The sequence below is a fragment of the Anoxybacillus ayderensis genome, from assembly GCF_000833605.1.
GTDB classification, from domain to species: domain Bacteria; phylum Bacillota; class Bacilli; order Bacillales; family Anoxybacillaceae; genus Anoxybacillus; species Anoxybacillus ayderensis.
This window is the reverse complement of record NZ_JXTG01000007.1, coordinates 45294-58000: the sequence shown is the minus strand read 5'-3', so window position 1 is coordinate 58000 and position 12707 is coordinate 45294. Positions and strand designations below refer to the sequence as shown.

The following is a 12707-nucleotide window of genomic DNA, read 5'->3' as shown; positions in this document are numbered from 1 at the left end:
TTCGCCTCCTTTTTTATGACTACCCTTGTTGCCCGTGCAACCCTTTCTCCATCGCTTTCCAAGCTAACGTTGCACATTTAATGCGTGCAGGAAATTTCGATACGCCTTGAAGCGCTTCAATATCTCCTAAATCGATTGAATCGTCATAATCTTTCCCTTGCATCATGTCGGAAAAAATCGTCGATAGCTTCAGCGCTTCTTCGATCGTTTTCCCTTTAATCGCCTCTGTCATCATCGATGCAGAGGACATCGAAATAGAACAACCTTCTCCTTCAAATTTTGCATCGACAATTTTTCCGTCTTCTACTTTTAACGTTAAATGAATACGATCGCCACACGTCGGGTTGTTCATATTTATATCGACGTGTTCCCCTTCTAATACCCCGCGATTTCGTGGGTTTTTATAATGATCCATAATCACTTGCCGATACAACGTATCTAAATGGCTATTAAAAGACATAGCTGAAATACTCCTTCGTTTTCTTTAATGCTGAAACGAGTGCGTCAATCTCTTCTTCTGTATTGTATAAATAAAAGCTTGCGCGTGCGGTTGCTGTCACGTTTAGCCATTTCATAAGCGGCTGCGCACAATGATGACCAGCACGAACAGCAATACCTTCCGCATCTAAAACCGTTGCTACATCATGCGGATGCACATCTTCAATATTGAATGTCACAAGGCCTGCCCGTTCTTTCGGACCGTAAATCGTTAATCCTTCAATCGTCGCGAGCTGTTCAAGCGCATATTGCGCCAAACGATGTTCGTGCTCAGCGATATGATCTAAACCGACTTGCTCAAGAAAATCAATCGCAGCTCCTAACCCGATGGCTCCAGCGATAATTGGTGTACCACCTTCAAACTTCCACGGAAGCTCTTTCCATGTTGACTCGTACAGACCGACAAAATCAATCATTTCCCCACCAAACTCAACAGGTTCCATTTGCTCAAGCAAACGTTTTTTGCCGTATAATACACCGATACCTGTCGGACCGCACATTTTATGACCTGAAAACGCATAAAAGTCACAATCGATGTCTTGCACGTTTACTTTCATGTGCGGTGTGCTTTGCGCTCCATCAACAACAACAACCGCACCGTGCTTATGAGCAATTCGGGCAATTTCTTTTACTGGGTTGATTGTACCGAGCACGTTGGATACGTGCATGACAGCTACAATTTTCGTATTCGGTGTCACCGTTTGTTCGACATCTTCTAATCGAATTGTGCCATCTGGTTGTAGCGGAATGTACTTTAACGTTGCCCCTGTTTGTTTCGCAACTTGTTGCCAAGGGATAATGTTGCTATGGTGTTCCATGTACGTAATAACGATTTCATCGCCTTCACGCACATGAGCTCGACCATAGCTTGCCGCCACTAAGTTAATCGCCGTTGTCGTCCCGCGTGTAAAAATAATTTCTTCCGTTGAGGCAGCACCGATGAAGCGGCGCACTTTGTCGCGCGCCCCTTCGTAGGCATCAGTCGCCTTTGTGCCAAGCGTATGCACACCGCGATGAACGTTCGAATTGTATTGGCGATAGTAATTGTCAATCGCTTCAATAACCGGCAACGGCTTTTGCGATGTTGCCGCGCTATCTAAATAAACGAGCGGTTTGCCATTGACTTGTTGATCTAAAATCGGGAATAGTTGACGAAGTTCTTTTACGTTCATCACTTAACTTTCCTTTCGATCACTTCAATTAATTGTTTTTTCACACGCTCAATTGGAATTTCATTAACAACTGGTGCTAAAAAGCCGTGAATAATTAATCGCTCTGCTTCCGTTTTCGGAATACCGCGGCTCATTAAATAGTATAATTGCGTTGGGTCCACGCGACCGACCGATGCCGCATGGCCTGCTGTCACGTCATCTTCGTCAATTAATAAAATCGGATTCGCATCTCCGCGTCCTTTTGGACTTAACATAAGTACACGCGATTCTTGTTCCGCATTCGATTTCGATGCCCCGTGCTCAATTTTACCAATGCCATTAAAAATCGATGTCGCTTCATCTTTAACAACGCCGTGTTTTAAAATGTATCCTTCTGTATGTTTTCCGTAATGAATGACGCTCGTCGTAAAGTTTTGCACTTGCTCACCGCGACTCACAACGACTGTCTTCGTATCGCCGACTGATCCATCACCGATTAAGCGGGTAATGTTTTCTGAAATCGTATTTCCGTCGTTCATTAAACCGAGCGCCCATTCGATGCGCGCATGACGCCCTGTCACACCGCGGCGGTTGACATAGACAGTCGTTCCCTTTGCCAAATTGTCTACCGCACCGAAAAACACTTGCGCATCATCTCGTGCAAACACTTCTGTAACGATGTTGACGATCGCTTCCGAACGTTCACATGTTGAAATGTAGTTTTCCACATACGTTACTTTACTGCCCACATCCGCAACAATAATGACGTGATTAAACAACGCTTCCGCTTTTTCATGCACGTACACCGCTTGCAACGGCACGTCAATTTGTACATGCTTCGGCACGTATACAAACACCCCGCTGTTTACAAGGGCAGCATGAAGCGCTGTCAAACGATGCTCATTTACTTTCACACCGTCCATAAAATATTTTTGCACAAGATCGCTATGCTCGCGAACAGCTGTCGCTAAATCAGTAAAAATGACGCCTTTTTCTTTCAACTCATCCGCAAGCGATACGTATGCACATGTATGGTCGCGTTGCACATATACGTTTTTTTGTTGTTCATCGATATCAATAAGCACTTTCACTTGCTCTGGCAACTCTTCTAAAGAAGAAAGCGGAGCGCTTTCAACGAGATGAGTAGAAAATTGTGTAAAGTTCCAACGATCGATTTTCGTTTTATCTGGCTTCGGTAAAGGAAGTTGTTCCGCTTGTGCAAGAGCTTGTAAGCGAACGTTTAAAAGCCAGTCCGGTTCTCCACGCCCTTCGGAAAAAGAGCGCACATACTGTTGGTCGAATGGTAGTTTCGTCTCAATCATCATAAATCCTCCTAACGCTTACGCTTCTTGCTCAACGACTTCATCTTCAATGCCTAGCTCTTTTTTAATCCAGTCATATCCTTCAGCTTCAAGACGTTGCGCCAATTCTGGACCGCCTGATTTCACGATGCGTCCTTGCATCATAACATGCACATAATCTGGTGTGATGTAGTTTAATAGGCGCTGATAGTGGGTAATAATTAAACAGCCAAATTCGCTGTTGCGCATCTCATTTACACCTTTTGCAACAACTTTTAATGCATCGATGTCAAGACCTGAGTCAATTTCGTCTAAAATTGCAATTTTCGGCTGCAACATCATTAATTGTAAAATTTCATTCCGCTTTTTTTCTCCACCTGAAAATCCTTCGTTTAAATAACGATGCGCCATATCTGGATTCATTTCTAAAAACGCCATTTTTTCATCTAATTGACGAATGAATTTCATTAATGAAATTTCATTTCCTTCTCCGCGACGTGCGTTAATGGCTGAACGAAGGAAGTCAGCGTTTGTCACACCACTAATTTCGCTCGGATATTGCATCGCTAAAAAAAGACCTGCGCGAGCACGTTCGTCTACTTCCATTTCTAATACGTCTTGCCCATCTAATGTAATGCTTCCTTTTGTCACTTCATATTTTGGATGGCCCATGATTGCGGCAGATAATGTCGACTTTCCCGTTCCGTTTGGTCCCATGATGGCATGAAACTCGCCACCTTTAATTTCAAGGTTGACCCCTCTTAAAATTTCTTTTCCATCAATTGCAACGTGAAGATCTTTAATCGTTAATGTTGCCATAAAAAAATACCTCCAGTTTCGCTTATGTTCATAAAAACGTAATTCTCATTTTATTCTCATTACAATTTTATAACAGATGAAAAGTATTAGCAACCTTATTGCAAGCATTTTGATACTTTTTTGTTTAGAAAGTTTGTTTACTTTATCACATATGTAAAAAAGGATAGGAGAGCCCTATCCTTTTAATGCGTGCGAGTAAATTCATCAATACATTGGCGAACGAGCGTGACTGCTTGGCTCATTGTCGTCCCGCCAGCTAACGCAGCAGCAACCGCACATGCTTCAAATATTTGTTCTTCTGTCGCTCCTTCATCGATGCATCCTTTCGTATGATAAATCGTACAATATTCATCTTGTTTAGCAACACTAATGCCTAATGCGATCAATTGCTTTTCTTTTTTCGACAACGCCCCTTGCGCAAAACACGCCTCTGTAAACGCATTAAACGTTTGCCCAACCTTCGGCATTTGTTGTGTAAACGTTCCTAGCCCTTGTTTATATTCGTGTAAAAATTGTTCCATCGACATAATCACTCCTCCTTCCTTTTTATCATGTGTCGTTTTCCGAAAAATATAAAAGGATGCCCGAATGGACATCCTTATTTTGTCGCTGGAATGACTGCACCGTTATACTTTTCTAAAATGAAGTCTTGAATGTCTTTTGATTGCAACACTTCAACGAGCGTTTGAATTTCTTTACGTGTTTCGTCACCTTTACGAACCGCAATAATGTTAACATATGGATTGTTTTCTGGTGACTCTACCGCAATTGGATCTTTCGCTGGGTCTAAGCCAGCATCTAACGCATAGTTAGCGTTAATTAATACCGCATCTCCCTCGTCATTTTTATATACTTGAGGAAGTAAACCGGCTTCGACATCTGCTTCAAACACTAAGTTTTTCGGATTTTCAACAATATCATCAACTGTCGCTTTCGTTTTATCAACACCATCTTTTAATTTAATTAAACCTTTTTCTTCAAGCATCGATAAAATGCGACCGTGGTCTGCAACAGAGTTGCTCATAATAATTTTTGCCCCGTTCGGTAGTTCTTCAAGGCTTTTATATTTTTTAGAGTATACGCCGATTGGTTCAATATGAATACCGCCAGCATTAACAAAATCATAACCATGTTCTTTCATTTGTGCTTCTAAGTAAGGAATGTGTTGGAAATAGTTTGCATCTAACTCTTTATCAGCTAACGCTTTATTCGGCAATACATAATCTTGGAACGTCACGATTTCTAATTCAATCCCTTTTTCTTTTAAAATCGGTTTTGCTTGTTCTAAAATTTCCGCATGTGGTACGTTTGATGCACCAACGACAAGTTTATTCGTTTTTTCTTCCGCACTTTCGCTTTTTCCGCAAGCAGCAAGCGCTAAAACAACAATTGCAGCAACAAGTAAAGAGATCCATTTTTTCATTTGTTTCTTCCTCCTTTTTATCGTTTATCTATTTTAGAAGTGACAAAGTCACCAATAAACTGAATAATAAAGACAATGACTAAAATGAGCACTGTTGCAACAAACGTAACATCGTTATTGTTGCGTTGGAACCCTTCTAAATACGCTAAATTTCCGAGCCCTCCAGCGCCAACAACTCCTGCCATCGCTGTATATCCGACGAGCGCAATCGCCGTCACTGTAATTCCAGATACAAGTGCTGGAAGCGCTTCTGGGAGGAGCACTTTCCAAATAATTGTCGATGTCGTCGCACCCATCGCTTTTGCTGCTTCAATGACACCTTTATCGATTTCACGAAGCGCAATTTCCACCATGCGCGCATAAAACGGTGCGGCACCGATAATGAGTGCTGGCAACGCAGCGTTTGCTCCAAGAATCGTGCCAACGACAAGTTTTGTAAACGGAATAAGCAAAATAATTAAAATAATAAACGGAATCGAGCGGAAAATGTTGACGAACGACGCAATGGCACCGTTAACGAGACGATTTTCCCATATGTTTCCCTTAGACGTTAAAAACAGCAATAAACCAAGTAAAATGCCAAGCACAAATGTTGCTATAACAGAGATAGCTGTCATATACAATGTTTCCATCGTCGCCGCCCATATTTTATCCCAAACGACGTTCGGGAATAGTTCATTCCACATTCGCCAACACCTCCGCTTCCACTTCTTGCTGGCGAATAAAAGCGAGCGCTCGCTCAACTTCTTCATTCGCACCGTCTAAATGAATGAACAACACTCCATATGAGCCATGATGCGTTTGTGAAATTTTGCCTTGTAAAATATTCACGTTTAAATCAAAATGGCGAATAAGTTGCGTGATGAGCGGTTGCTCAGCCGCTTCGCCGACGAATGTAAGTTGAACAACTTTGCCGTTTGGATATCGTTCAAGAAGATGCAACATCGCTTCTTTCGTTTCCTCCGGCTCCGTCACTTGTTGGACAAATCGTTTCGTAATCGGTTGCTGTGGCTTACGGAATACATGAAGCACTTCGCCCATTTCAACAATTTTTCCGTTTTCCATGACCGCTACGCGATCGCAAATTTTACGAATGACATGCATTTCGTGTGTAATTAACACGATCGTTAAATCGAGACGTTTATTAATATCGACGAGCAAATCTAAAATGGAGTCCGTCGTTTGTGGGTCAAGCGCTGACGTCGCTTCATCACATAGCAACACTTTCGGGTTGTTCGCTAACGCACGCGCAATGCCGACGCGCTGTTTTTGCCCTCCGCTCAATTGCGACGGGTATGCATTTTCTCTTCCTTGCAAGCCGACGAGTTGAATGAGCTCATCGACACGCTTCATCCGTTCCTCTTTCGGCACACCCGCAATTTCTAACGGGAAAGCAATATTTTCACACACCGTTCGCGACCAAAGTAAGTTGAAATGTTGGAAAATCATCCCGATTTGCTGACGAGCTTGTCGTAATTGTTTCCCACTAATTTTCCCCATATCTTTTCCATCGACAATGACTTCACCGCTTGTCGGCTTTTCTAGTCCATTTAACAATCGAATAAGCGAACTTTTTCCCGCTCCGCTATAACCGATGATGCCGAAAATTTCTCCTTCTGCAATATGCAAGTTTACATGATCGACCGCAGTCACATTTCCGCTTGCTGCTTTGTATACTTTCGTTACATTTGATAAAGTAATCACGTCGCTGTCACCTTCCTTCCATGAAAAAAGCCTTTCTGTTCAAGAGAACAGAAAGGCGTTATCGTCCATTCTGTCTCTTATCTCTCAAAGCAAACGCTTTGTGTGAATTGGCACCATTTCAGCAGCGCTGACGGTTGCCGGGTTTCATCGGGCACATCCCTCCACCTCTCTTGATAAGAGCGCTTTTAAACGCTTTATTCAGTTAACGTTTTAATGTATTCAAGAATGATGTTGAACTACGAATGTGAGTATATCATCGAAAAAAGGACGATGTCAATAAAAAATAATAAAAATTTTTTTAAAAAATAATAAAAATTTTTTTGATGTAAATAAGAAAACGTGCTAACTTTATATAGCTAGCACGTTACACCCGCGAATACATCGACCGAACGCCTGTCGCCGCTTCGATCGCTTGTTCTAAGTCTTCGATTAAATCATCCACATTTTCGATGCCGACCGATAAACGAATCATATCTTCTGTTACACCAGATGCTTGTAAATCTTCTGTGCTTAGTTGTTGATGCGTTGTGCTTGCCGGATGAATAATTAAACTTTTTGCATCGCCAACGTTTGCCACATGCGACCAAAGCTTCACATTGTTAATAAGTGCAGCTCCTGCTTCCCTTCCCCCTTGAATGCCAAAAACGACGACTGCTCCTGCCCCTTTTGGCATATATTTTTTCGCTAGCTCTTTCGCTGGATGGTTGTCATGTTCAGGATACAACACCCAACGGACAGCTGGATGATTATCTAAATATGCAACAATTTTTCTTGTGTTTTCAATATGTTCTTTCATGCGCACGTGCAACGTTTCAAGCCCTAAATTAAATTGAAAGGCGTTGAACGGGCTAATGGCTGGTCCTAAATCACGTAACAACTGCACACGTGCTTTCACAATATACGCTGCCGCTCCGATGTCTGCATAGATAAGGTTATGATAGCTCGGATCTGGTGTCGTAAACGCTGGAAACTTTGGCGAGTTCCAGTCAAACTTTCCACCGTCGACAATGATGCCTCCTAGCGTCGTCCCGTTGCCAAGCAACCATTTCGTCGCAGAATGAACGACAATGTCTGCTCCATGTTCAATCGGACGGCAAAGATACGGCGTCGCAAACGTATTATCGATAATGAGCGGGACACCTGCTTCGTGGGCAATGTTTGCAACCGCCTCAATATCTAACACATGCAAACTCGGATTGCCGATCGTTTCCGCAAAAATAGCTTTCGTTTTCGGTGTAATTGCAGCGCGGAAATTTTCTGGGTTAGCTGGATCGACAAAATGAGTTGTAATGCCGTATTTCGGTAACGTATTTGCAAACAAATTGTACGTCCCTCCATACAGCGTGGAAGCAGACACAATATCATCTCCTGCTTGAGCGACGTTTAAAATGGCCATCGTAATCGCCGCCATGCCGCTCGCCACTGCTAAAGCCCCTACACCACCTTCAAGCTTTGCTACTCGCTCTTCAAATACGGTCACCGTCGGATTATGAATGCGCGTGTAAATGTATCCTGCTTCTTTTAATGCAAATAAGTTTGCCGCATGCTCTGTGCTATCAAACAAATACGCATTTGACTGATAAATCGGTACCGCACGCGCTTTCGTTATCGGATCGGTTTGTAGTCCCCCGTGTACAGCAATCGTTTCAAATTTCATCATTTCTCCCCCTGAACGAATAATTGTTGAATATTTTGAATTTTAACACGATAAAAACTGCTCGTCAATGAACAAGATCGTACGGTTTAGCAAGAAAGAAAACTGACTCTAATAATAAAATGTGGCGAAACGATGCTGTGACGGACAATTCGTTTAAGCGAAGTTGTTGCTGAAGTTTTAACGATCCTTGTAGTAGTGACATAATGGCCTGTGCGGAACCACGAATCGATATGACCCGATCCTCGTTCGCTTTTTCAACGCGTTGAATTCCTTCTTTTGATATGCTTAATAAAATTTGCCCGCTTTCCCATTGCAATTGAATATATAAACCGTCATTTGGTAAAATTGGTGTTAACATATTCATACAACCGCCCCCGTCCCATGTATTGTCGTATTCATTGTTTCCATACGAAGACGGTGAGTTCCTTCTATAACTGCTCGACAAATGTCTTCCTTCCTCGTCAATTTCCCAAGAAATATGTCGAAAGCTGGCTTATTCAGCCAGCTTTCGCAACGTTTCATATACATGTGGAACGGAATGAAAGGCGTATATTTTTTTCACGAGTTTACCACGTTTAAAAATAAGTAAGCATGGAACGCTTTCAATATGCCATTCGATCGCTTTGTCAGGCACATAATTTAAGTCTTGACGCTCAAACGTGACAGTTGGCAATAACTGTTCAAGCACATCAACCATACGGCTTGCCACTTGGCATGTGCCACATAATGGCGTGTACATATAAACGACCTTCACAATCATCACACAACTTTCTACAAATATTGTGCGTGTACATCGATATTTGCGCTTAATAATACGACCGCAATATGATGTTTCGGAGCAGCTGCAACTTCACGATACATTTTATCAATATATAAATGCTCAGCTTCCGGAAACTCACGGCGAAGTTGGCGACGCAATTTTTCTCCCGCCTCATCAGAGTCAACTAAAATGTACACATCTTTATCATACAAAGCTTCGATTAATTCATCAAGTTTGGCGGTACCGAGCGTTCCGTTTGTGCATATAATTTCTACTGGCTCACTAATAATGCTCTCGATCTTTCTTTTATCTGACCGCCCCTCGACAATAATCACTTTTTCCACTTCAATGATCGCCATCGTCATCACCTTGCACATTCATTTATGTATATTATATTCGTTGTCGTTCACTTTTTCTCCTTTTATGAAATCGAAAAGGACAGCGATGCCACTGTCCTTAACACCAACCACCTTCTGTGTCGCAATCCACATATTTCGCATCTGGATGTTCAGTAACTGTCACCGTTTTCAAAATGCGCCCTTGTTGTTCTACATATCCGCTTTTCAGCTTGAATTCGTTCGTTTCCTGAGCAAACTCTCCAACACATTCGTTGTCATAAAACAGCTGAAAACTTCCATGCTTATTTAATTTCCCAACAACATCGTTTGTAATATCAATTGTTTTTTGTTTCAACAAAAAAGACACCCCTGTGTTGTAGGGTGCCCTGCGATTTGTTTTTTAGTCTTGATTAATCATTTGTTCGTATTGTTCAGCAGTTAGTAGGTTGTCTACTTCGCTCATATCGCTTGGCTCGATGACGATCATCCACGCTTTATCATACGGTGATTCATTCACGTACTCTGGATTATCGTTTAACTCTTCATTCACAGCTATCACTTTGCCACTGATCGGTGCATATAGTTCAGATACTGTTTTTACTGATTCAACACTACCAAATGGCTCGTTTGCTGTAAGTTGTGCGCCGACTTCTGGCAACTCAACAAATACGATATCGCCGAGTTCCGATTGGGCAAAATCTGTAATACCAATGCGAACCGTATCCCCCTCGACACGCACCCATTCATGTTCTTGTGAATAACGCAGCTCTTTTGGAATGCTCATCGTTGTCCCTCCAACACATTGTTTTCCTTTTCATCATACACGATTTTCGACACGATTTCACGACAATTTAAACATTTCATGATATTTTTGTTCGTCAAATCCGACAATGACTTGCTCTCCATTTGTGATGATTGGACGCTTAATTAACATGCCGTCCGATGACAACAATTGTAACATTTCTTCTTCTGTCATCGTCTTTAATTTGTCTTTTAATCCAAGTTCACGATACTTCATGCCGCTCGTATTAAAAAATTTTTTCAAATCAAGCCCACTTTTTTCATATAACGTCCGCAACTGCTCTTTTGACGGGGGCTGTTCTACAATATGTACAGCTTGTACGGAAATGTTGTTGTCATCTAGCCATTTTTTCGCCTTGCGACATGTGCCGCATTTTGGATACCAATAAAATGTCGTCATTTTCTCACCTCATCATCCTTATGTACAATAACAAAGCGAAAGTACCAGACGATGTGTCTGGTACTTCCATTATTACACAACATATCGCTCTGCTTCAATTAACGTTGCTGCCGCCTCACGTTTTTTCGCAATGACGTTGATTGGCGTATGGCGCGTTAATTTCCGCAACGCCGATAGCATCATGCGCAACATGTCCCCATGTTCCACAGCAACGATCGTTTCTTTCGCATGCGCTTCAATTTCGTTAAACGCCTCTTGGCAGAAAATTTGTGTATACAATACTTTTTGTTTATTTTTCTCAACCCCAGATTGCGCAATTGCTTTTTCCGTACGCAATAGTGCTGACTCCATCGCATACACGTTGCTGACAATATCTGCAATATTTACAAGCACTTCTTGTTCTTTTTCAAGTTTCGGACCGAATTTTTGAGCCGCTAATCCTGCGATCATTAAAGCAATTTTTTTCGCGTTGCGAACAAGATATTTTTCTTGTTCAAGCACGCCATCGCCTACTTCTTCAGGCATAAGCATCATTAACTCTTCTTGCAGTTGTTGTGCTTTTTGTAAAAGTGGCAATTCACCTTTCATCGCCTTACGCAAATACATACCTGGCACAAGGAGGCGGTTAATTTCGTTCGTTCCTTCGAAAATACGATTAATGCGCGAATCGCGATACATGCGCTCAATTTCGTATTCTTGCATGAAACCATAGCCACCGTGAATTTGTACGCCTTCATCTACGATGTGATCGAGCATTTCTGTCGCAAACACTTTATTTAACGAACATTCAATCGCATATTCGGCGATCGCTTTTGCCGTTTCTTTTCCATCTTTTGCTTGTTCATCTGTTAATTGTCCCATGCGCGCTTCAAATAAACCGACTGTGCGATAAACGGAACTTTCAGCTGCATACAATTTCGATGCCATTGTTGCTAATTTTTCTTGTGTTAACGAAAACTTCGAAATTGGCGTTTTAAACTGTTGACGTTGATTTGCATATTGAATCGTCACTTCAAGCGCACGTTTTGCTCCACCGACAGCACCAACACCGAGTTTATAACGACCGATATTCAAAATGTTAAACGCAATGACGTGACCTTTTCCAATTTCGCCAAGTACATTTTCTTTCGGAACGAGGGCATCTTGTAAAATTAATGTGCGCGTCGATGAGCTTTTAATGCCCATTTTCTTCTCTTCTGCGCCTGTCGATACGCCTGGGAATTCGCGCTCAACGATAAATGCTGTAAAGTGTTCACCGTCTACTTTTGCGTACACAACAAACACATCAGCAAATCCAGCGTTTGTAATCCATTGCTTTTCTCCATTTAAAATGTAATGCGTACCTTCCGCATTGAGTTTTGCTGTCGTTTTTGCACCGAGCGCATCCGAACCAGAACCTGGCTCAGTTAACGCATAAGCAGCAATTTTTTCGCCTGTCGCAAGCGCTGGTAAATATTTTTGTTTTTGCTCTTCTGTTCCGAACAAGACGATTGGAAGCGAACCGATTCCGACGTGCGCACCGTGCGAAATAGAGAAACCTCCAGCGCGCGCCATTTTTTCAGCAATTAATGCGGAGCTAATTTTATCTAAGCTCAAGCCGCCGTATTCTTCTGGCACATCTGCGCCGAGCAATCCAAGTTCGCCTGCTTGTTTTAAAAGAGCAACTGAGCGATCAAATTCATGATTTTCTAAATGCTCAAGTTGTGGCAACACTTCATTAACGACAAATTCTTCTGTCGTTTTCGCAATCATTTTTTGTTCATCTGTAAAATCTTCTGGTGTAAACACTTGATTTGGCGATATATCTTCAATTAAAAAGCTACCACCTTGCGCAATTTGTAATGCTTTTTCCATT

Annotated in this window: 16 protein-coding genes and 1 riboswitch; all 16 genes read right to left on the bottom strand. The window is 42.0% G+C overall.

The features are described from left to right. Positions 1 to 19: 19 nt before the first annotated feature. Entirely contained in the window at positions 20 to 460 is a 441-nt protein-coding gene (gene sufU, locus JV16_RS08230) for a Fe-S cluster assembly sulfur transfer protein SufU (protein WP_021093656.1), read from the bottom strand. Then, on the bottom strand, positions 450 to 1670 hold the full coding sequence (locus JV16_RS08225) for a cysteine desulfurase (protein WP_021093657.1): 1221 nt from the start codon (positions 1668 to 1670) through the stop codon (positions 450 to 452). Before JV16_RS08225 ends, sufU begins: the two co-directional genes overlap by 11 nt. Beyond that, the gene (gene sufD, locus JV16_RS08220; protein ID WP_035062819.1) at positions 1670 to 2974 is read right to left on the bottom strand and encodes a Fe-S cluster assembly protein SufD; all 1305 of its coding nucleotides are present in this window, start codon (positions 2972 to 2974) and stop codon (positions 1670 to 1672) included. Before sufD ends, JV16_RS08225 begins: the two co-directional genes overlap by 1 nt. A gap of 15 nt (positions 2975 to 2989) precedes the next feature. Then, positions 2990 to 3769, bottom strand: coding sequence for a Fe-S cluster assembly ATPase SufC (gene sufC, locus JV16_RS08215; protein ID WP_021093659.1), 780 nt, complete (start codon positions 3767 to 3769; stop codon positions 2990 to 2992). Positions 3770 to 3951: 182 nt separating this feature from the next. After that, complete coding sequence (locus JV16_RS08210) at positions 3952 to 4296, bottom strand: carboxymuconolactone decarboxylase family protein (protein WP_021093660.1); 345 nt, start codon at positions 4294 to 4296, stop codon at positions 3952 to 3954. A 71-nt stretch (positions 4297 to 4367) separates the two neighbouring features. After that, positions 4368 to 5192 (bottom strand): MetQ/NlpA family ABC transporter substrate-binding protein, encoded by an 825-nt coding sequence (locus JV16_RS08205; protein ID WP_021093661.1) that lies wholly within the window; start codon positions 5190 to 5192, stop codon positions 4368 to 4370. 17 nt (positions 5193 to 5209) lie between these two features. After that, on the bottom strand, positions 5210 to 5878 hold the full coding sequence (locus tag JV16_RS08200; protein ID WP_009362265.1) for a methionine ABC transporter permease: 669 nt from the start codon (positions 5876 to 5878) through the stop codon (positions 5210 to 5212). Beyond that, a complete protein-coding gene (locus tag JV16_RS08195; RefSeq protein ID WP_021093662.1) occupies positions 5868 to 6896 on the bottom strand; it encodes a methionine ABC transporter ATP-binding protein in 1029 nt (342 codons plus the stop codon). Before JV16_RS08195 ends, JV16_RS08200 begins: the two co-directional genes overlap by 11 nt. Before the next feature lie 74 nt (positions 6897 to 6970). Next, a riboswitch (SAM riboswitch) is annotated at positions 6971 to 7076 on the bottom strand. 184 nt (positions 7077 to 7260) lie between these two features. After that, positions 7261 to 8553, bottom strand: a complete 1293-nt coding sequence (locus JV16_RS08190) for an O-acetylhomoserine aminocarboxypropyltransferase/cysteine synthase family protein (RefSeq protein WP_021093663.1) — start codon at positions 8551 to 8553, stop codon at positions 7261 to 7263. Positions 8554 to 8617: 64 nt separating this feature from the next. After that, positions 8618 to 8917: a hypothetical protein gene (locus JV16_RS08185; protein WP_021093664.1), complete on the bottom strand. Its 300-nt coding sequence runs from the start codon at positions 8915 to 8917 to the stop codon at positions 8618 to 8620. A gap of 129 nt (positions 8918 to 9046) precedes the next feature. After that, positions 9047 to 9316 (bottom strand): thioredoxin family protein, encoded by a 270-nt coding sequence (locus tag JV16_RS08180; protein WP_035062821.1) that lies wholly within the window; start codon positions 9314 to 9316, stop codon positions 9047 to 9049. A gap of 8 nt (positions 9317 to 9324) precedes the next feature. Further along, the gene (locus JV16_RS08175) at positions 9325 to 9672 is read right to left on the bottom strand and encodes a ribonuclease M5 (RefSeq protein WP_021093666.1); all 348 of its coding nucleotides are present in this window, start codon (positions 9670 to 9672) and stop codon (positions 9325 to 9327) included. A 97-nt stretch (positions 9673 to 9769) separates the two neighbouring features. After that, complete coding sequence (locus tag JV16_RS08170) at positions 9770 to 10009, bottom strand: YusG family protein (protein ID WP_021093667.1); 240 nt, start codon at positions 10007 to 10009, stop codon at positions 9770 to 9772. Positions 10010 to 10051: 42 nt separating this feature from the next. Next, entirely contained in the window at positions 10052 to 10435 is a 384-nt protein-coding gene (gene gcvH / locus JV16_RS08165; RefSeq protein WP_021093668.1) for a glycine cleavage system protein GcvH, read from the bottom strand. A gap of 57 nt (positions 10436 to 10492) precedes the next feature. Then, on the bottom strand, positions 10493 to 10852 hold the full coding sequence (locus JV16_RS08160; protein ID WP_021093669.1) for an arsenate reductase family protein: 360 nt from the start codon (positions 10850 to 10852) through the stop codon (positions 10493 to 10495). A gap of 72 nt (positions 10853 to 10924) precedes the next feature. Next, positions 10925 to 12706: an acyl-CoA dehydrogenase family protein gene (locus JV16_RS08155; protein ID WP_021093670.1), complete on the bottom strand. Its 1782-nt coding sequence runs from the start codon at positions 12704 to 12706 to the stop codon at positions 10925 to 10927. Between the last annotated feature and the right edge of the window lies 1 nt (position 12707).

What these genes read in the sequence shown, in the direction of transcription:
- sufU (WP_021093656.1), bottom strand. Translation starts at nt 460, where the DNA reads ATGTCTTTTAATAGCCATTTAGATACGTTGTATCGGCAAGTGATTATG.
- JV16_RS08225 (WP_021093657.1), bottom strand. Translation starts at nt 1,670, where the DNA reads ATGAACGTAAAAGAACTTCGTCAACTATTCCCGATTTTAGATCAACAA.
- sufD (WP_035062819.1), bottom strand. Translation starts at nt 2,974, where the DNA reads ATGATGATTGAGACGAAACTACCATTCGACCAACAGTATGTGCGCTCT.
- sufC (WP_021093659.1), bottom strand. Translation starts at nt 3,769, where the DNA reads ATGGCAACATTAACGATTAAAGATCTTCACGTTGCAATTGATGGAAAA.
- JV16_RS08210 (WP_021093660.1), bottom strand. Translation starts at nt 4,296, where the DNA reads ATGTCGATGGAACAATTTTTACACGAATATAAACAAGGGCTAGGAACG.
- JV16_RS08205 (WP_021093661.1), bottom strand. Translation starts at nt 5,192, where the DNA reads ATGAAAAAATGGATCTCTTTACTTGTTGCTGCAATTGTTGTTTTAGCG.
- JV16_RS08200 (WP_009362265.1), bottom strand. Translation starts at nt 5,878, where the DNA reads ATGTGGAATGAACTATTCCCGAACGTCGTTTGGGATAAAATATGGGCG.
- JV16_RS08190 (WP_021093663.1), bottom strand. Translation starts at nt 8,553, where the DNA reads ATGAAATTTGAAACGATTGCTGTACACGGGGGACTACAAACCGATCCG.
- JV16_RS08185 (WP_021093664.1), bottom strand. Translation starts at nt 8,917, where the DNA reads ATGAATATGTTAACACCAATTTTACCAAATGACGGTTTATATATTCAA.
- JV16_RS08175 (WP_021093666.1), bottom strand. Translation starts at nt 9,672, where the DNA reads ATGGCGATCATTGAAGTGGAAAAAGTGATTATTGTCGAGGGGCGGTCA.
- gcvH (WP_021093668.1), bottom strand. Translation starts at nt 10,435, where the DNA reads ATGAGCATTCCAAAAGAGCTGCGTTATTCACAAGAACATGAATGGGTG.
- JV16_RS08160 (WP_021093669.1), bottom strand. Translation starts at nt 10,852, where the DNA reads ATGACGACATTTTATTGGTATCCAAAATGCGGCACATGTCGCAAGGCG.
- JV16_RS08155 (WP_021093670.1), bottom strand. Translation starts at nt 12,706, where the DNA reads ATGGAAAAAGCATTACAAATTGCGCAAGGTGGTAGCTTTTTAATTGAA.